At 62.6% G+C, this 16775-nt stretch carries 14 protein-coding genes and 1 pseudogene; 6 read left to right on the top strand and 9 right to left on the bottom strand.

Going from position 1 to position 16775, the window contains the following annotated elements; genetic code table 11:
* The first annotated feature begins 1 nt into the window (after nucleotide 1).
* From LWE61_RS19395 to LWE61_RS19375, 4 genes are all read left to right on the top strand, one after another.
* Nucleotides 2-2464, top strand: coding sequence for a hypothetical protein (locus LWE61_RS19395; protein WP_234152297.1), 2463 nt, complete (start codon nucleotides 2-4; stop codon nucleotides 2462-2464).
* Nucleotides 2454-2951: a hypothetical protein gene (locus LWE61_RS19390; RefSeq protein WP_234152296.1), complete on the top strand. Its 498-nt coding sequence runs from the start codon at nucleotides 2454-2456 to the stop codon at nucleotides 2949-2951. Before LWE61_RS19395 ends, LWE61_RS19390 begins: the two co-directional genes overlap by 11 nt.
* Before the next feature lie 201 nt (nucleotides 2952-3152).
* Nucleotides 3153-3479, top strand: coding sequence for an XRE family transcriptional regulator (locus tag LWE61_RS19385; protein ID WP_234152295.1), 327 nt, complete (start codon nucleotides 3153-3155; stop codon nucleotides 3477-3479).
* An 853-nt stretch (nucleotides 3480-4332) separates the two neighbouring features.
* Nucleotides 4333-4515, top strand: coding sequence for a hypothetical protein (locus LWE61_RS19375; RefSeq protein ID WP_234152294.1), 183 nt, complete (start codon nucleotides 4333-4335; stop codon nucleotides 4513-4515).
* Between the two features lie 156 nt (nucleotides 4516-4671).
* Here the strand turns inward: LWE61_RS19375 and LWE61_RS19370 are convergent, their stop codons facing one another.
* The 9 genes from LWE61_RS19370 to LWE61_RS19330 all read right to left on the bottom strand — a co-directional run bounded on the left by LWE61_RS19370 (nucleotide 4672) and on the right by LWE61_RS19330 (nucleotide 15521).
* The gene (locus LWE61_RS19370) at nucleotides 4672-7200 is read right to left on the bottom strand and encodes a heavy metal translocating P-type ATPase (RefSeq protein ID WP_234152293.1); all 2529 of its coding nucleotides are present in this window, start codon (nucleotides 7198-7200) and stop codon (nucleotides 4672-4674) included.
* Entirely contained in the window at nucleotides 7197-7802 is a 606-nt protein-coding gene (locus LWE61_RS19365; protein ID WP_096061581.1) for a cation diffusion facilitator family transporter, read from the bottom strand. Before LWE61_RS19365 ends, LWE61_RS19370 begins: the two co-directional genes overlap by 4 nt.
* Nucleotides 7799-8482, bottom strand: coding sequence for a ZIP family metal transporter (locus tag LWE61_RS19360; protein WP_234152292.1), 684 nt, complete (start codon nucleotides 8480-8482; stop codon nucleotides 7799-7801). The genes LWE61_RS19365 and LWE61_RS19360 overlap by 4 nt, the downstream gene beginning before the upstream one ends.
* 31 nt (nucleotides 8483-8513) lie before the next feature.
* Nucleotides 8514-8891, bottom strand: coding sequence for a hypothetical protein (locus LWE61_RS19355; protein WP_096061579.1), 378 nt, complete (start codon nucleotides 8889-8891; stop codon nucleotides 8514-8516).
* The gene (locus LWE61_RS19350) at nucleotides 8888-9379 is read right to left on the bottom strand and encodes an SRPBCC family protein (RefSeq protein ID WP_234152291.1); all 492 of its coding nucleotides are present in this window, start codon (nucleotides 9377-9379) and stop codon (nucleotides 8888-8890) included. The genes LWE61_RS19355 and LWE61_RS19350 overlap by 4 nt, the downstream gene beginning before the upstream one ends.
* A gap of 64 nt (nucleotides 9380-9443) precedes the next feature.
* A complete protein-coding gene (locus LWE61_RS19345; RefSeq protein ID WP_096061577.1) occupies nucleotides 9444-12662 on the bottom strand; it encodes an efflux RND transporter permease subunit in 3219 nt (1072 codons plus the stop codon).
* A gap of 4 nt (nucleotides 12663-12666) precedes the next feature.
* Nucleotides 12667-13845, bottom strand: a complete 1179-nt coding sequence (locus tag LWE61_RS19340) for an efflux RND transporter periplasmic adaptor subunit (protein WP_234152290.1) — start codon at nucleotides 13843-13845, stop codon at nucleotides 12667-12669.
* The gene (locus LWE61_RS19335; RefSeq protein ID WP_096061575.1) at nucleotides 13842-15131 is read right to left on the bottom strand and encodes a TolC family protein; all 1290 of its coding nucleotides are present in this window, start codon (nucleotides 15129-15131) and stop codon (nucleotides 13842-13844) included. Before LWE61_RS19335 ends, LWE61_RS19340 begins: the two co-directional genes overlap by 4 nt.
* 57 nt (nucleotides 15132-15188) lie before the next feature.
* Complete coding sequence (locus tag LWE61_RS19330; RefSeq protein WP_096061574.1) at nucleotides 15189-15521, bottom strand: hypothetical protein; 333 nt, start codon at nucleotides 15519-15521, stop codon at nucleotides 15189-15191.
* A 92-nt stretch (nucleotides 15522-15613) separates the two neighbouring features.
* Here LWE61_RS19330 and LWE61_RS19325 point away from each other — a divergent pair.
* Nucleotides 15614-15786: pseudogene (locus LWE61_RS19325) on the top strand (arsenical resistance protein ArsH); the annotation flags it as partial.
* A 446-nt stretch (nucleotides 15787-16232) separates the two neighbouring features.
* Nucleotides 16233-16520, top strand: coding sequence for a hypothetical protein (locus LWE61_RS19320; RefSeq protein ID WP_234152289.1), 288 nt, complete (start codon nucleotides 16233-16235; stop codon nucleotides 16518-16520).
* Nucleotides 16521-16775: the final 255 nt, after the last annotated feature.

Genomic DNA, 16775 nt, shown 5'->3' with positions numbered 1-16775 from the left:
AATGCCCGCCGTCGCAGAAAAATCGACCTATCCAAGGACGACCATTGCCATCCTTGAAGTCACGGCAGACACGCCACTGCACGTACGGCCTGATCGCCGCCGCCTCGCGCGAGAACCCGTCTCCAGTAAGAGCCTTTGGGGAGACCACCGCTGGGTTTTCGACGACCCAACTAGCGGTGCGGTAGACAATCAAAGCACCATTAATTGGGACTTGGGGTTGAAAGGTGGCGATAATCTGCTCGATCGCCGTCATGCAGATTTGTTGGACTGGCTGCGCCGGCTCGTGTGGTCCGCCTTTGCCGAGCCCGGCGACGGCGCTACGGCGAGAAAACCAGGTAGTCTAGGAGCCTTGGCCAGCGGCCTGCGCTACTGGACCACGTGGCTCGTACAGCGAGAGATTGCTTGGCCGCGCGAAATCTACACTAATGTAGTTAAAGCTTACGAAAACGATTTGCAGCACAATGCTGCAGACGACGCTGACACGAACGCCCTGACCGAAGCTCAAGCCTATTCTCGTTTATTACCCTTCGCCCTCCTATGGCGACAACGGTTCGCCCTAGAGCGGGCGGGCATTGCGCCTATGCCCGCCGCGCCGTTCAGCCGCACAAGCGTGGTCAAGATTGCCAGGAAGATCGCCTCCGTTTACAGCGGGAGCTATCGACCATTGCCGGACGAAGTGGCAATCCCGGTTTTAAACACCGCCATGGCTATGCTGGGGACGCCCGCCGCAGACGTCATTGCCCTGGCCGAGATCTGTGACGACGCCTACGCCTCCGGCATGGCCGAGGCTGTTGGACTTGACCTACGAAAGTATCTCGCGGAGCGGCGGCAATTTGCGGCTGCCAAGGCGTTCCGGTTCGCTGAGGTGGATGGTCAACCCTGGCATGCACCGCTCGACCCCGACGAGTGGGAGCCGACAATGATCACCTTCGCCGAGCGCAAGCTGCAAACCTATCTGCAACGCCGCCGAGCTGACTGGCTGATGCAGACGGAAAAACGGCCGACACTCCCAATACGTCGGCTAAACGGTGGGGAGTGTGTCGACCTTCGCAAGGTCATCCTGGAATTGGGTCTTAATCCAGGCTCCGAGCAGCTATTGTGTCGGCACCCAACTCTGCATGCCATGATCGACGCAGCCTCATTGGAACAGGGGTGCTGCTCATTGCCTCTGATTAACGTTACGCAACGGGTGCGACAACTTTTGTTGGCGATTTGTTCGGCAGCGCATCTAGTCATTCAGGCTACAACGGGCATGCGGATTGGAGAAATCTGCGGCATTAAAGCCGGGATCGATCCTGCGACCGGTCGACCGCGCTCCGTCCAGGTTCAGGACAGCCTGGATGGTTTGAGCGAGGTGTTCATCCTCACCGCCGACCTGTCAAAGACCGAAGAGACGCCCCGCGCAGTACCGTGGGTGGTGGGATACCGGCCCAAAGGATCGATAGATTTACCCCCGGCAGTCCAGGCGATCGTCATCCTCGAACGCCTGCTGGGCCCTTTGCGCGACCTGGTCGATACCGACGATCTGTTTGTCGCTCTTTGGTCACGTCGGGGCATCGCCAAGACCAGCTCAGGCGCGAGTCGCATAAACGTTGATCGACTGCGAGACGGAGCGAAGAACTTCATCGCAGAATGGGTTGATCTTACCACCCTTCCGGACGAAGCGGTCAGGAAGACCGCCGACAAGGAGTTAGTCGCCTATCGCGAGAGTCATGGACGAATCATCAAGACACATCAGCTCCGGAAAAGCTTTGGCTACTTCGCATCGAACATCGACCGGCGCCTAATGCCGATGCTACAGATGAACTTCCATCACGTTTCTGCCGCCATGACCGACGGCGCCTATACTGGCAATCCTGTGTTGGAACGAGACTTGAACGATGTCCGCTACCAAAACCTCGCCTTAGAATCGCTGGAGATCGCCCGTGGGGGCAGCGGGATGGCCGGCAGATACGGCGAGCAGCTGGAACTCAAGATCGTCACCGAGCTTGGAACCCGCGTTGCAGGGCTGTCGACCGAGGACGCATACCTCGAAGCCTTCGTCTATGTGGAAGAGGCGGGCATCGACCGGCTGTTTTTCGAACCATACGGGATTTGTGGAGCACTGAGCGCCTCTGAAATGGCTTGTCACGATGCCGGCGGTACGACCGATGTCGCGCGATGGGAGCCCCGCTTGACTCCCAATTATGAAACCCGCCAACCAAGCCTGTGCTCTGGCTGCTCCTGCTTTGCTATTGCCCCACGACATCTTCCTTATTGGGAAACGCGCTACATCGACAACGCTGCACAGCTCCGCGTTTTCGAGGCAGTTGGACGCACCGGACCGCTGGTAGACGGCGCCCTCGCTCTTACCCAGGCACAAGCGCAGCAGGCTTTGGCGGTCTGCCGAAAGCTGGGAAGCAACATGGACGAACTTGAAAGCCGTCTGACGGCCGAAGTGAAGGGGGCGCTGAGTGCCGCGTAGGAGATCCTATTCGCCGGATCGGATTAATCAGGACTTCCTCGATGCAATCGAGCGCCTGAAAAATGGCCGACCCCAGCACCCCGAATTTCGCGAAAAGGTGAAAAAAGGAAAGACTGTCAAAATAAATATCCTGACGGTTTCTAAAGAGGCAGGCCGCGCGCGCGGGCTCATTGGGAGGGAGAACTGCCACTATCCCGAAGTGCGCCAACTTGTCCTGATGGAAGCTGAAGCAAGCGGGATTGTGCCTAGAAGCCGCGACGACGTGATCAAAAGGCTTCGCGCGGAGATCGCCGAATTGAGGGTACAGTTATCGCAGGCCGAAGCCCATGCCGCCTATCATTTCGCTCAAAGTGCAAGGGCGGAGAAGTCATACAGCGACTACAAGGGCCGCTACGAGCGGCTGAAGGCGAGAGTGGAAAATAACCTGAAGGCCAGCCAGTACAAGGTGGTTTCTCTGTTCCCCGAAGCGAGCGACCCTGCCGAGTAAGCGGGATGCCGACCGGCACAGAAAGAGAAGCTGGGTTAGCCCGGACTTCCGTGAAGCCCTCCATCCGCGCAGCGCTGATGCTGCTAAGAAGTTTCATAGGTTCACATTGGACCCATATGGCAAGTGGCGGCCGCAATCTCGTCTACCATAGTCGGCAAATAGGAGAGGCGCCTCGCTCCGTTTTTGAGAGGATAGTGTTCATTGGCTGAAAGCGAAACCGTCGTTTATGATAGCCGGAGCGCTTCGCCTGCAGTAGATTTTCTGACAGCTGGCGATCTGCATTTACGAGCCGGGCTCCTTCACGGCATCGCCGCATGCGTTGCGGCGCAGGATTTGGACCCAGCTGAAATCTCAGCACTAATTGATATCATCCAACCAAGCATGTCGGCACTCATCGCCGGGGATGCTGCGCAAATTTCTATTGGAATGCTTCTCCGTGCATTGCTCGATTGCGGCAAAGACGTTGAAATTTGTATCGGCCCGTCTTCCGAAATAAAGGGATCCGTGAGAGTAATAACCCAGCCATAATTCATAGTGTCGACAAGGGGGGTGTCTCAATCGCCGGATACAATTGGGCGAAGGCGTGTGGTGATCGGTTTATATGGCCGTTCATGGGGACCATCATATTGTAGCATCTGGAACGGGGCGCCAGTCTCCTGATCGTGAAAGAACAACTGGCGACTGCCCTGGAAAGGCTGCAGATAAAGGTTGGCTCCTCGAATTTCCCCGACTCCGTTCGCCACCAGGGTCTGAACGATCCGGTCCATGGCATCGAGAAACTCGTGCGGAGTATAGCCGCCTCCAAGCCTTATGCGTAATCTATCACTCGCCAATGCCAGCCCTCCAAGCCGGGCCTTGGTAACATCCGCGACTGGGTCCGAATGCGCTGCCGCCTTTGGGCAGAGCCTTGGACATGCACGACAGCGACCCGGCCAGAAACCTTCTGGCCAAGTCCCTATCGACAGTCGGGGTTACCAAGCCCCGCGCAGCCCTGTGCGCTGCGATGCGTGTCTTATTACAGGGCACAGGACTAATGTCATCCCTCTATCGTCGGCGTCAGGCTCGCAGTACGGCGCAGGCGTAAGGGAGGGATGCGAAGAGCGTCTCGATCATGCGTTCGTCGTGCAGGCGGCCATTAAGGCTTTCGACGAAGCCGTACTATTGCGGGTGCCTGGTGCGATTATACTCCAGCGGATGAGCTAGGCCGCCCTGCACGACTGCAAGCTAATGGAACTGCTGAGCGGAGGCATCGCGCGACCCGGCCCGTGACTTATTGTCCCGCAGCATTTATACCAGTGTCATGAACACGAGGCGACCACTTTGCGCCCGCCTAAAGCCTGACCCTGCGGAACAGGTCCGGCGGAGATCGGTAAACGCTGACGTGATCCGGCTCGTCAGTGCTCTCGCGGCCGACGACATAACCGTGTCACCAGAAGATGCCTATGCGGCTTGGCGCAGGCATTCTGAAGATCATGCTGCCAGCTGGCTGGCGCTATACAGCAACGATGATGAAAATCGTCAGGCACTTCTCTGCCACTTTGATTTGGATGCTGATTCCAACTGATCTGACTCCCGGTTCTGACACCGACTGACTCAGCGTAACGGCTGTGATGCCGATTTAGCGAGTCCGCGTCCGACCAGAGCAAGTCGTTCCGTCTCGTTCGGTGGGCGTCTGGTTCTGACGGAAGCCGACGGTTGTGTTGACCGAAGCACTCTGCTGTCACACGGTTTGCTTTGCGGGATCGCGGTAGGCGAGCAGCCGCAGCGCATTGAACACGACAAGCAGCGTGGAGCCTTCGTGCATCGCAACTGCCGGACCGATGCCAAGGCCAAGGATCGTTGCTGGCACAAGCAATGCGACGACACCCAGGCTGACGAACACATTCTGCCGGATGATGCCGCGTGTGTGGCGGCTTAGGCCGACCGCGAACGGCAGATGGGCCAGATCGTCGGCCATCAACGCCACGTCGGCCGTCTCCAGCGCCACATCCGAGCCGGCAGCGCCCATCGCAATGCCAACGGTCGCCGATGCCATTGCCGGCGCATCATTGACCCCGTCGCCGACCATCGCGACCTTGTCCTCACCCGCGAGCTTCTTGATCGCGGCGACCTTGTCCTCCGGCATCAGGTCGCCCCATGCCTCGTCGAGCCCGACATCCCTGGCGACGGCGTCGGCTACCTTCTGGTGATCGCCCGAGATCATGATCATCCGGGTGATACCCATGTCCCGCAGGCGTTTGAGCGCGATCTTGGCCGCCTCGCGCGGCGTGTCCATCAGCCCGATCGCACCGATGTCCCGATCGGCCTTGCGCACCACCATAGTGGTGCGCCCCCCTTCGCGCAGGGCCGCGATGGCGTCAGTAGCGGCCGCATTCAGCGCAGGGATGCCCTCCACGCCGAACATCTCGGCCTTCCCGATCCACACCGTCTCGCCACCAACGGTCGCAGTGACACCGCGTCCGGTCAGGCTCTTGAGGTCGGTTGCGGTCGGAATGTCGCGCCCGCCCAGGCGTTCGCGCCCATCCTTGACGATCGCCTGCGCCAAGGGGTGATCGCTCAAACCCTCGACAGCGACCGCGAGCGTCAACAGATCTTCTTCGCTCGCGCCGTCCACCGGCACGACATCGGTGATGCGGGGGCGGCCTTCCGTCAGGGTGCCCGTCTTGTCGAACGCGATCGCCTTCAACGAACCGAGGTTTTCGAGCGGAGCACCGCCCTTCACCAGCACGCCGCCGCGTGCCGCGCGTGCAACGCCTGAAAGCACGGCACTGGGGGTGGCGATGGCGAGCGCACAGGGGCTGGCGGCGACCAGCACCGCCATCGCCCGATAGAAGCTGTCGCGGAATGGCTCGTCGATCACGACCCACGCGAACAGGAGGATGAACGATAGAGCCAGCACCGCCGGCACGAAGACACGTTCAAACCGATCAGTGAAGCGCTGCGTGGGAGACTTTTGCGTCTCCGCTTCGCTCACCATCTTCACAACCTTGGCGAGCGCGCTCTCGTTGGAACGCCGCGTCACCTCGATCTCGATCGCGCCGCCGCCGTTGATCGTACCGGCGAACACCCGGGACGTCGCTTCGACACCATCGGGCTTCGCGCGCGCCGCCTCGACGTCGGCCACAGGCTCCTTGTCCACCGGGATGCTCTCGCCGGTGACGGGGGCCTGGTTGATCGCGCTCGAACCCTTGATGACGAAGCCGTCGGCAGGCAGGCGCTCGTTGGGGCGCACGATCACCACATCACCGATTGCCAGCTCCTCGACGGCAAGCTCCGTGGTCTGCCCGTCGCGGCGCACCGTCGCCTTGTCGGGTGCGAGTTCGGCGAGCGCTTCGATGGCCCGCTTGGCGCGCCCCATCGCATAATGCTCGAGCGCATGGCCGAGGCTGAACAGGAACAGCAGGAGCGCGCCTTCCGCCCAGGCACCCAGCGCCGCGGCGCCAGCGGCTGCCACGAGCATCAGCGTGTCGATCTCGAATTTCCTGAGTTTCAGATTGTCGATCGCCTCGCGCAGCGTGAAAAATCCGCCAAAACCATAGGCACCCACATAGAAGGCGGTCGGTAGCCATTCGGGCATGCCCGCCACGAGTTTTTCGACCGCGAAGCCGATCGCCAGCAGTGCGCCACACGCGAGCGCAAAGATCAGTTCGGTATTGGGGCCGAGAAAATTGGCGTGCGCGTGATCGTGGCCGTCACCCGGCCCATGTTTCTCAGTGCCCTCACCATGACTGGCGTCGCCGTGGTCGTGGTCTGTATGGTCACTGGCGCTGTGATCGTGTCCGACGTGCTCCGAGCCAGTCCGCTGTACCGGTCTGACCTTGAGCTTGCCGAGCGCCGCGAGGATGAACGCCTCGTCGACCCGCTCCTTGTCATATTCGACACGGATGCTGCCCGAGGCGCTGGCGTCGGCCTGCAGCACGCCGGGCACCCGGCACAGGGTTTCGCTAATGGTGCGCGCGCGGCGCTCGTGGCCGATACCCTCGACCTGCCACCTGGCATGACCGTATCGTCCGCTAATCTCGGCGCCGGCTGCGCGCACCATTTCGCGCACACGCGACATCGGCAATGCCGCGCTGTCGAAATGGATGCACAGCTTTGCGGGGGTCTCGCCATCGGCGGGAAGGACATGCGCCTGTTCGACGCCGGGTTTCGCCTTGAGTGTCGCGACAAGCCGGCCAACGCAAGCATCGGCCGCGTCAGGAATCTGCGGCAGCAGGACGGGGATATCGAGTTTGAGCTTGTCGGTCATCGCATCTTCTCCGCGCTGTTTTTTGCTTCTGCACGAGCATCGCGCAGGATTTCTATGCCGCCCTTGACCGCGATGAGCGCGGTCGCCAGGCCGACGAGTAGATCGGGCCAATTCGTTCCCAGCCACAACACCAATGCCCCTGCGATCAGGATGCCGCCGTTGGAGATGAAGTCATTGAAGCTGAAGGTCGTGGCGGCGCGAAGGTTCACGTCCTTCTGGCCTAGCCGCTGGAGCATCCGCAGGCAGACATAGTTCACGACCGCCGCAACCGCTGACATGACCATCATCGTGGGTCCGATCGGTTCGCTGCCCTGGATATACCGGCGTCCGACATCGAGGAGAATGCCGCCTGCGAAGATCAGCAGCATCACGCCCGATGCGCTCGCCGCTCGTGTTTTCCAAGTCTGTCCGCGGCTCAACGCGATGAGGCTCAAGGCGTAAACGGCCGTATCGGAAAGATTGTCGACGCCATTGGCGATCAGCGCGCTGGAATCACCGATCAGCCCGGTGGCGAAGAATCCGACGGCGATCGCTGCGTTTAGCAGGAGCACTATCCATAACGTCCGGCGCTCATCAGGCGCCTTTCGAGCCGACGACCTCATGCCATGATCTCCTCGATCAGCAGCAGCGCGAGAAAGCCGACGAAGAACATGGCGCTTATCAGCGGCGAGTCCGGCTTTTCGTGGGCCTCGACCAGCAGTTCCTCGGTAACGAGGTAAAGCAGTGCCATGAGCCCGAAACTCAGGAACCCGGTGATCCATACCGGCGTCAGCAACGCCACTGGCTGCGCGACGAGAGCGCCGAGGGGCAAAAGCAACGCCAGCGCGCAGGTCAGGCCAATCGCCTTGGCCTTGCGATATTTGCCGGCAAGCTCGTTGGTGAGGGTCAGTGCAAGGAACAGCACCTCTAGTGTCAGCGCGACGGCGAGCAGCGTGCCTGCCTTCTCGCCGGCGATGAAGGCAAGCCCCAGAACCAGCCCGTCTATGGCAAGGTCAAGTCCTATCGCCGCGAGAAGCGCGACAGGTCCCTTGAACCGGCTCTCCGCCGCCTTGAGGCTCAGCATGACGGCGACGCCGAGTGCGCCGCCGATCAGCGTCGCGCTCGGGGAGCCGCCGTGCTTCACCAGCGGCAGGATTTCCGTGGCGGCGGCGGCGAACACGACGCCGGCTGCCAGATGCTGCATGGCCGCGACCAGCTTCTCGCCCGGTGTCCGCCATCCGGCAAGGATGGCCCCGAACATGATCGCGACCATCGGGATGAGGGAAAATTTGAGTGCGGCCATCGTCAGCGCTCCACGATGATGTCTGGACTGGTCACAGGCTCGTCGCCTTCGTGCACACGATGGTTGGCTGTTCGGCCTCCTCGATCCTGATCTCGTTACCCGAGAAGGTCGCGCTCGCCGTATCGCCGACATATTGGAGGCCCTGCGCCGGGGCGGTCAGAACAAGGGGCGCCGCATCCGCAGCCCGCCGAATTTCCAGGGTCAATCCCTCATCCTTGAAGTCGATGAGAAGCGGGCGCTTGTCGTCGCACCGATACGGATGGCGGCCAGGAGTGCCGCTTGCGTCCGCGCTGTCATTCGCGTGGATTTCCTGTTCCGTGGGCGCCTTTGTCGCCGGCTGCTCCGAACATGCAGCCAATGCGATTGCGCCCGCGATGATGCCGACCGTCCTCGAACGAAGCGATGTCATGATGGCCTCCGGTTGCTTCTGAAGCCGTTTCGAGGCGGCAAGGTCCGTCCCTTCGCGCTTGGGTGAGCCGCCCGGCGCCGCAGGTGCCGTTCCAGGCTTGCATCCGAGCGGACGAGACTGGCGTGGAACTTGTGGCGCATTATCGCTGCCATAGGAGTACCGACGAGCCCCGAAAGGTGCAGGCTGTGCCGCATGCGTGTCCCCGTTGCCTCCGTCTCCAGAGTGTAGTTCTCTTCGAACAGGAGGAGCTTGGGAACACCGGCGGTCCAGGCAAACATGCGGGGTTTGTCGATGCAGATGATGTCCGCCTTGGCGGTTATTTCCTTGTCGAGCTTCCCGATGCGGAAAATGTAGGCGGCCTCGCCGCCTTGGACTGCAGCGCCGGAAAGCTGAATGAAGGGCTTCCACCGCGCATGCCCGGCAAAGTCGGTAAGAACCGACCAGACGCGCAGCGGCGATGCCTTGAGGCTCGTCACATTCTCGATCACTGACACCTCATGCCTCCTTTCTGGGCGTGGTGGGGAGGGCGAATTCTTGCCCTCCCCTGTCCGATCATGTGTGCTGCGGCAGCGGCGCTGCCTCGTCTCGCTCGTCATCCTTCGCCGCTTGCTGCCCGAAACGCGCGTAGAGCGTCGGCAGCACGAACAGCGTCAGCAAGGTCGCAGAGATGAGACCGCCGATGACGACGGTCGCGAGCGGCTTTTGCACTTCCGCGCCGGCACCGCTCGCGAACGCCATCGGCACGAAGCCGAGGCTGGCGACCAAGGCCGTCATCACGACGGGACGGAGCCGCTGGATCGCCCCTGTCCGGGCAGCTTCTGCCCGGTCCATGCCGGACCGGATCAGGTCTTGCACCGAACTGACCATGACGAGGCCGTTGAGGACCGCGATGCCGGACAGCGCGATGAACCCGACCGCGGCAGAGATCGAGAAGTCCATGCCCCGGGCAAACAGCAGCAGCACGCCGCCGACCAAGGCGAAGGGCACGCCGGTGAACACGATCGCGGCATCCCGCGCCGATCCCAATGCCCCGTAGAGCAGCAGCAGGATCAAGATGAAGCAGGCCGGGATCACAAGCTGAAGCCGCTGACTGGCGGACTCCAGATTTTCGAATTGCCCGCCCCATTCAAGATAGCTGCCAGCGGGCAAGCGCACGTTCTGCCCGACGGCCGCCTGTGCGTCCGCCACCACGCTGCCGACGTCACGTCCACGCACGTTCGCCTGCACGACGACGCGGCGCTTGCCGTTCTCGCGACTAATCTGGTTCGGCCCATCGACGACGCCGATACTGGCGACGCTGGACAGCGGCACATAGCCGCCCCCGGCAATCGGCACCTGCACCTGTTCGAGCTGGCGCAGATCGGCGCGCTGCGCGTCCGACAAGCGGATGACCACCGGGAACCGGCGATCACCCTCGAAGATCATGCCGGACTCGCGGCCGCCGATGGTGGCGGTGATTGTGTCCTGTACGTCCTGCGCGGTGACGCCGACCCGCGCCATCGCGTCGCGATTGACGCGAATATCGAGCATCGGCAGACCTGTGGTCTGCTCGACCTTCACGTCCGCCGCCCCTTGCGTCTTGCGCAGAACGCCGGCGATCTGTTCGGCGGTGCGGTTCATGGCAACGAAGTCGTCGCCAAACACCTTGACCGCGATGTCGCCGCGCACGCCGGCGATCAGCTCGTTGAAGCGCATCTGGATCGGCTGCGTGATCTCGTAGGCGTTGCCAGGAATCTTGCCGAGCAGGCCTTCCAGTCGCTCGACCAGTTCCTCCTTGGCTAGCTTGGGATCAGGCCATTCATCGCGGGGCTTGAGGATGACGAACATATCGGTCGCGTTGGGCGGCATCGGGTCCGATGCCAGCTCGGCCGTGCCTGTCTTGGAAAAGACGAAGCGCACCTCGGGCTGCTTGGCGACAATACGCTCGATCGGCACCTGCATGGCCTGGCTCTGTTGGACCGATGTCGCCGGGATACGCAGCGCCTGGATGAGCAGATCGCCCTCATCGAGCTGGGGCAGGAAGACTTGCCCCAGCGTAGTGAAGGCCAGCGCCGCCGCGACGAGGCTGACAACACTTGCGCCGATCGTAAACGACGGGCGCTTCATGGCCTTCTCGAGACCCGGTTCGTACCGGGCTTTCAGCCATGAGATGATGCGCCCATCCTTCTCCTCGACCCGCTTGGACAGCCAGATGGCAATCGCCGCAGGCACGAATGTCAGCGACAAGGCAAAGGCGAAAAGCAGGGCGATGATGACCGTCAGCGCCATCGGCACGAACGTCTTGCCCTCCACGCCCGTAAGCGTGAGCAGCGGGACATAGACAAGGATGATGATCGCCTGCCCGTAGACCGAGGGCCGGATCATCTCGCGCGCCGCCGTGGCAACGGCTTCGAGGCGCTCCTTCATGCTGAGCAGCCGGCCTTCATGGTGCTGTTGCTCCGCGAGGCGGCGCAGCGCGTTCTCGACGATGATGACAGCGCCATCGACGATGAGACCAAAGTCGAGCGCGCCCAGGCTCATCAGATTTGCCGAGACACCCAGACGCAGCATGCCGAACCCGGTGAGCATCATTGTCACCGGGATCACCGCCGCCGCAATCAGCGCGGCGCGGAAATTGCCGAGCAGAAGGAACAGCACGACGATGACGAGCAACGCGCCTTCGGAGAGGTTCTTGGCGACCGTCTTGATCGTCGAATTGACCAGCGCGGTCCGGTCCAGAACGGGTTGCACCACGACATCAGGCGGCAGCGAGGCGTTGATCTCCTTCAGCCGATCAGCGACCGCCGTGGCGACGTTGCGGCTGTTCTCGCCAATCCGCATGATCGCGGTGCCCACGACCACTTCGGTGCCGTTCTCCGAGGCCGAGCCCATGCGGATCGCCTGGCCGGTGCGAACGGTGGCAACCTGGTCAAGGGTGATCGGCACCCCTTCGCGGGTCGCGATAACGGTGCGCGACAGTTCGGCCGCGTTGCGCACCAGCGCGTCGGAGCGGACCGCCAGACCCTCGCCGTTGCGGTTGACGAAGCCGCCGCCCACGCTGGTATTGTTCTTCTCGAGCGCGGTGCCAAGCTCGGTGAGCGTGATGTTCAGGGAAGCGAGCTTCTGGACGTCGGGGACGACCAGATACTGCTTGGCATAGCCGCCGATGGAATCGACGCCGGCAAGACCCGGCGTGTTCTTCAGCAGCGGCGTGACGATCCAGTCCTGCGCGGTGCGCAGATAGGTTGCCTTGTCTTCTTCACTCGTCAGCCGTTCGCCTTCCGGCGTGATGTAGCTACCGTCGGGCTGCTGACCAGGCTCACCGGGGCGGTGCTTGTCATCCTGTCGATGATCAAGCCGGACGGTCCACATATAGACCTCGCCCAGCCCCGTCGCGATCGGTCCCATTTCGGGGTTCACGCCGTCAGGCAGGTTCTCCGCGACCCCGGCAAGACGCTCGCCGACCTGTTGGCGAGCGAAATAGATGTCGGTGGACTCGCCGAAGACCGCGGTTATCTGTGCGAACCCATTGCGGCTGAGCGAGCGCGTGTTTTCAAGGCCGGGAATGCCCGCAAGCGCGGTTTCGATCGGAAACGAAACCTGCTTCTCGACCAGCTCGGGCGACAGCGCCGAGGCGCGGACGTTGATCTGGACCTGGTTGTTGGTGATGTCCGGCACCGCGTCGATCGGGAGCCGGTAAAGGGAATAGGCACCGATGGCGGTGGCGACGGCGGTGAGAAGCAGGACGAGCCAGCGCTTCTCGACCGCCCATGTGACGATACGGGCGATCATGGCATCAATCCTCGTGCGCCGCTTCGCCCTTGCCGAGTTCGGCCTTGAGCGTGAAGCTGCCGGTAGTGGCGATCTGTTCGCGGCCGCTGAGGCCAGAGCGGACGATGACGGTATCGCCGGCGGCATCGCCCAGCGTGACCGGGGTAGCCTGGAACCCCTTGGCGGTGCGGACAAAGACCACCGATTTGCCTTCGACGGTCTGAATGGCCGTCGTCGGCACGCGTACCGCAGAGCTTCCAGCATTGCCGCTCAGCTGCACCGCAGCAGTGACGGGCTCGCCGACACGCCACTGAGCGCCGCGATTGTCGAGCGTCGCGATAACCGGCACCTGCCGCGTTTGGGGATCAAGCGCGGGCGAGACGAAGGTTATACGCGCGCTGGTCTGCCTGCCCGGCGCCGTTACCGTTACGACGTTCCCGGGCCTGACCCTGCCGGCGTCTTCGGGCTTGAGGTTCAGCGCCAGCGATACCCGGCTAAGATTGGCGATACGGTACAGTTCCGCGTCGGCTGTGACGGTCTGGCCCAGCACGACCGGACGCGAGATGATCTGGCCGGCGATGGGGGCGGTAATGCCGAGGCGGTTGAGGCCGCCGCCGCCCCCGCCGCCGTCGGCGGCCGAGACCTGGCTTTGGGCCTGGCGGTAGGCAATCCTTGCTTCGGTCGCAGCCGTTCGCGCCGCGATCAGGTCTTGTTCGGGCGACACGCGCTGCGCGAACAGGCGCTGTTCGCGTGCGAGGTTGGAATTGGCGAGTGCAAGCCTGGCGCGCGACGCTTCCACCTCTCCCTTGAGCTGTGCCGCTTCCCTGCTTTCGATGACCGCGATGGTTTCCCCCCTGCCGACCGACTGGCCCAGATTGCGGGTCAATGAAACGACGCGGCCTCCGATCGCGGCCGAAACGACCTGCGTCCCTTGCGGATCACCCTCGATAGTTGCGGGCAGTTCGATCGTACCGGCTCCGCCTGTCATCGGGCGCGCGATCTGGACCCCGGCGGCCGTGATCTGGTCGGGCGTGAGCGTCACGGCCCCTTCGTCGGCATGCGCTTCTTTACCGCCGCCCTCGTCGGCATTGGCAGATGCTTCATTGGTTGCAGTAGTATCGCCGCCTTCGGAGCTACCGCCGCAAGCGGAGAGCAGCAAGGCGAGGCCAAGCGGCATCGCGCCGCCCATAAGGATGGTCTTCATCGGTCGGTATCCCCCGAAATCGTGGTCGCCGTCGCGGGAGCGGTCAGCCGCTCCAGTTGCGCGCGGGCATTTTGATAATTGGCGAGTGCGTCGATCGCGGCGACGCGCGTCTCGGCAAGAGTGCGTTCGGCGTCGAGCAGATCGAGCTGGCCGAACTTGCCTTCACGGTAGCCGATCCGGGCGATCCTGGCGGCTTCCTGTGCCGCTTCCAGCGCCGGTCCGGCTGCAGCACGGGCGGTTGTGGCCGCGTTCGCGGCCTCCGCCTGCGCGTTCGTGATCGCTTGCTCGACATCGAGGGCGGTAACACGCCGTAAGGCTTCCGCCTGGCTTCGCTGTGCGCTCGCCTGCGCGATGGCCGCGCGGCCATTGTTGAACAGCGGGATCGGAATCGAGATCGAAAATACCGCAGCGGTGTCGTTGGTCGCTTCGAGCCGCCTTAGAGCCGGGCCGATGTTGAGGTCCGGCACCCGGTTCGCCCGCGCCAGCGTCACGCCGGCATCGGCGACGGCTAGATCGGCGTCGGCGGCGGCGAGTGCCAAAGTGTTTGCCGCCGGCGGCGTCTCGACGGGACCAAAGGTCGGCGCCGGGAGCTGATCGAGAAGCGCGGCATCGAGCATCCCGTCGATAGGTCGTCCAATCCGCCGTGCCAGGTTCGTGCGCGCTGCTTCGGCGAGCCGTGTCAGCCGTTCCACATTGGCATCGGCGTTGATCCTCGTGACATCGGCGCGCTGCTGTTCGAGCGGCGAGGCCCGTCCCGCCTGAACCCGCACACCCGCGCCGCGCAGCACTTCGGCGGCAATGCGCGCTTGATCGCGCGCTGTTGCGAGCCGGCGTTCGGCCGCAACCGCATCGATATAGAGCTGCGTCACCTGCAGACGAATGTCGCTCGCGGTGATCGCCGCCTGCAGTTCGGCACGCGATAGCTGTGCGCTAGCGACGGCGACGCGGGCACCGCGCTTACCGCCTAGCTCGATCGGGATCGCAACGCCTACGGTCGTCTCCGCACTTTGCAGACCCTTGTATGGGCCAGATCCGGCGACGTTTTCGACCTGCCCCTGAAAGACGGGATTGGGTCGTAGCCCCGCGACCGTCCGTTCTGCCTGCGCCGCTTCGATTGCGGCCGATGCCGCGTCAGCGGCAGGCGCCGCGCCGCCTGCGGCCAATACGGCCTGATCGAGGGTATAGACGCCAAGCGGCTGCGTTGCCGCAGTCATCGGCGTTTGCTGCGCCTGCGCCATCGAGGCACAGGACGCCGCGGCCATCATGGCCACGAACATCTTTTTCATTATCTGGTGATCCTGACAAAACACGTCTGATCGGCGGATGCCGACCGGCGGGCGATGTCAGGCGGCGGGAGGCCTTAGTGCAGGGCCGGTCCGATAAGACGCCAGGGCGCTTTGCGGCGCAGGGAACGGATGCAAGCCGCTTGCCTCGCCAAGCGAATAAAGATCGCTTGTATCGGGTATGTCCAATGTTGGACCATGGCAGGTGCTGTGGTGATGGGGCATCGCCTTGTCGGCGTCGCCCTGGGACTGGTCGGCATCGCCATCTTCATGCACGACTCCGGCGCAATCCATCAGGATCTGTCCTGAAACCTCGCGTGCATGGATCGTCGCCGTCAGCACAAGCGACGACGCGATCATGACCAGCAAGAGGGAGCAGAGCCTGCGCAGCATGTGTCGTGACCTAAACGATATCCCGGCCAGTGTCATCGCGTAACTTGGGGAGGCGCTGGGCGCGCGTCGCGCCATGCCGAGATTGCCTCAGCAACCGCGTCAACACTCGGCGTTTGCTGGATCGCTGGATGCGCAGGGTTACTATCCCGAACCAGTCTTCGGTCGCCATGGCCTACAAGGAGTTCGACGACAACGAACGGATGCGACCGTGCTGATGCGGCCTCACGCCGCCCGGCTTGTCGACCGTTATTCCGAGCGCAAGGAGCTTGATGGGAGGGGGCGAGCGGCGACGACAATGCCGCGGCCGCAATTGGATCCGTGGGGCCGACCTGACGAAGCGAAAGCCTTCGAGGATGAAAGCACCGTCACCTTGCGAATGGCCGATACACCCCAAACCTGTCGTTCACGGTTGTACTGGTGAACGGCGGTTTTGTCCCACCACCCGGCGTTCGCGCCCCGGCAAAACCGACCCATGTCAGTCATTCACGCGCCCGTTTGAGCTTCTCAGGTGCAGACCGTCCGGTTGCCCCTTATCGCACAGCGGAAAGCGGACATACCCACCAGCACCAGGATCAGCCACAAATGGCGGGCTCAACCGGGAATAGTCGCTGAACCGATATCCCCCCGATGACCGAGAGGAACCATGGCGTCCTGCGTACCGTTTCCACCACGTAGGCTGTGAGAGGTCGCAATTCTGATTGGAGTTTAGCCATGAGCGGTGGTGAATATGAACCTGAGGATTCTCGGAACGTGACCGGCGCGGCCCATACCAAGGACGGACGCTGGGGCGGGGATAAGGAACCACCGGCCAAGACGGGTGAATATGAGCCAGCCGACTCCCGCAACGTGACCGGGACCGCCAAGACCGCTGATGGACGCTGGACGAACAAGGGCGAAGAAGTTGTGCCTGGCGTTCCTGACAATCATCCTTTTACCGCTGAGGAAGCTGCCAAGAGCGCGGCGAAGTCACAAAGCATCACCTCCAATGAAAGCAAATAAGCAACATCCTTGGTGATCTGGGTTTCGCCTTTATTAGCTGATTTCCGATCAGTGCCTTCTGGTGGAACTTGCGGCGCAGACAAACACTTCCTCTAAAATTCCCTTTTTTGGAGGAGGAAGCATTGAGTGGACCCGGCCGCTGGCCAAGCCAGCTCATCATCGTGCGCCACGGGCAAAGCGCCGGGAATGTCGCGCGCGATGCAGCACATGAGGCGGAGGAGGACCGCATCCCCCTGTCCATCCGCGATGCTGATG

The sequence above is a fragment of the Sphingobium sufflavum genome (genome assembly GCF_021403115.1).
Lineage (GTDB): Bacteria > Pseudomonadota > Alphaproteobacteria > Sphingomonadales > Sphingomonadaceae > Sphingobium > Sphingobium sufflavum.
The sequence above is the reverse complement of the archived record's forward strand: the minus strand, read 5'-3'. Positions and strand labels throughout refer to the sequence as shown.

Excerpts from the sequence above, each read along its gene's own strand:
- LWE61_RS19395 (WP_234152297.1), top strand. The coding sequence starts at position 2 with ATGCCCGCCGTCGCAGAAAAATCGACCTATCCAAGGACGACCATTGCC.
- LWE61_RS19370 (WP_234152293.1), bottom strand. The coding sequence starts at position 7,200 with ATGACCGACAAGCTCAAACTCGATATCCCCGTCCTGCTGCCGCAGATT.
- LWE61_RS19365 (WP_096061581.1), bottom strand. The coding sequence starts at position 7,802 with ATGAGGTCGTCGGCTCGAAAGGCGCCTGATGAGCGCCGGACGTTATGG.
- LWE61_RS19360 (WP_234152292.1), bottom strand. The coding sequence starts at position 8,482 with ATGGCCGCACTCAAATTTTCCCTCATCCCGATGGTCGCGATCATGTTC.
- LWE61_RS19355 (WP_096061579.1), bottom strand. The coding sequence starts at position 8,891 with ATGACATCGCTTCGTTCGAGGACGGTCGGCATCATCGCGGGCGCAATC.
- LWE61_RS19345 (WP_096061577.1), bottom strand. The coding sequence starts at position 12,662 with ATGATCGCCCGTATCGTCACATGGGCGGTCGAGAAGCGCTGGCTCGTC.
- LWE61_RS19340 (WP_234152290.1), bottom strand. The coding sequence starts at position 13,845 with ATGAAGACCATCCTTATGGGCGGCGCGATGCCGCTTGGCCTCGCCTTG.
- LWE61_RS19335 (WP_096061575.1), bottom strand. The coding sequence starts at position 15,131 with ATGAAAAAGATGTTCGTGGCCATGATGGCCGCGGCGTCCTGTGCCTCG.
- LWE61_RS19330 (WP_096061574.1), bottom strand. The coding sequence starts at position 15,521 with ATGCTGCGCAGGCTCTGCTCCCTCTTGCTGGTCATGATCGCGTCGTCG.
- LWE61_RS19320 (WP_234152289.1), top strand. The coding sequence starts at position 16,233 with ATGAGCGGTGGTGAATATGAACCTGAGGATTCTCGGAACGTGACCGGC.